The 1007-nt window shown below is 54.2% G+C and carries 2 protein-coding genes; both read left to right on the top strand.

Going from position 1 to position 1007, the window contains the following annotated elements; translation table 11 throughout:
- On the top strand, positions 1–528 hold a 528-nt coding region (locus tag TH5_RS25145; protein ID WP_483030207.1), incomplete at its 5' end, for an alpha/beta hydrolase family protein.
- Between the two features lie 45 nt (positions 529–573).
- The coding region (locus tag TH5_RS25140) for a methionine biosynthesis protein MetW (protein ID WP_167443669.1) at positions 574–1007 on the top strand (434 nt) is incomplete at its 3' end.

Here is a 1007-nt window from a genome sequence, read left to right as displayed (position 1 = left end):
GGCAATTACCTGCTGGAAGGCAAAAAGCCGTCACGTGGGCTTGCTGTGGCGCGCATGACCGCGCACATAACCTATCTGTCGCAACCGGCCCTACATCGCAAATTCGGCCGCAAGCTTCAGAACCGCGGCGCGATTACCTATAGCTTCGACCACGATTTCCAGGTTGAGAGCTATCTGCGCCATCAGGGCAAAAGCTTCGTCGACCGGTTTGACGCCAACAGCTACCTTTATATCACGCGCGCAATGGACTATTTCGATCTTTCAATTGAACATGACGGGCGGCTTGCCGAGGCGTTTACCAACTGCAAAACACGATTCTGTATCATTTCATTTTCCAGTGACTGGTGTTTCACCACCGCAGAAAGCAGAACCCTTGCTCACGCTTTAAATGCTGCATCCTGTAATGTCAGTTGCGTCGAAATCGAAAGCGACAAGGGGCATGATGCCTTCCTGCTCGACGAGCCGGATTTCCATATGGTTCTAAGCGGCTTTATCGAAGGCGCGGCTGGAATTCGGGGGTTGAATTAGTACATGAAAGTCGCAGGTTCTAGTGCAGGTTCCGTTTCACCTTTCATGTCTCATAGTGACAGAATCCGTGTCGACCTCCAGCTTATTGCCGATATGGTCGAACCCGGCACACGTGTACTTGATATCGGGTGCGGCGATGGTGAATTGCTGGGCTATCTGACGCGCAGCAAGGATGTGGATGGCCGTGGACTTGAACTGTCCAACGAGGGGGTGCGCAACTGCGTGGCTCAGGGTCTTCCGGTGATGCAGGGCGACGCGGACCGCGATCTTGGCGATTATCCCGACGGGGCGTTTGATTATGCCATCCTCAGCCAGACCTTGCAGGCCACAAACCGCCCGAAACAGGTTTTGGAGGAATTGCTGCGCATCGGCCAGAAAGCCATCGTTTCCTTTCCGAATTTCGGGCACTGGCGCGCACGGTTTGATTTGATGTTTCGCGGGCGCATGCCGCAAAACCCGAACCTGCCGATCATGTGGTA

It is taken from the genome of Thalassospira xianhensis MCCC 1A02616 (genome assembly GCF_003326475.1).
Lineage (GTDB): Bacteria > Pseudomonadota > Alphaproteobacteria > Rhodospirillales > Thalassospiraceae > Thalassospira > Thalassospira xianhensis.
The sequence above is the reverse complement of the archived record's forward strand: the minus strand, read 5'-3'. Positions and strand labels throughout refer to the sequence as shown.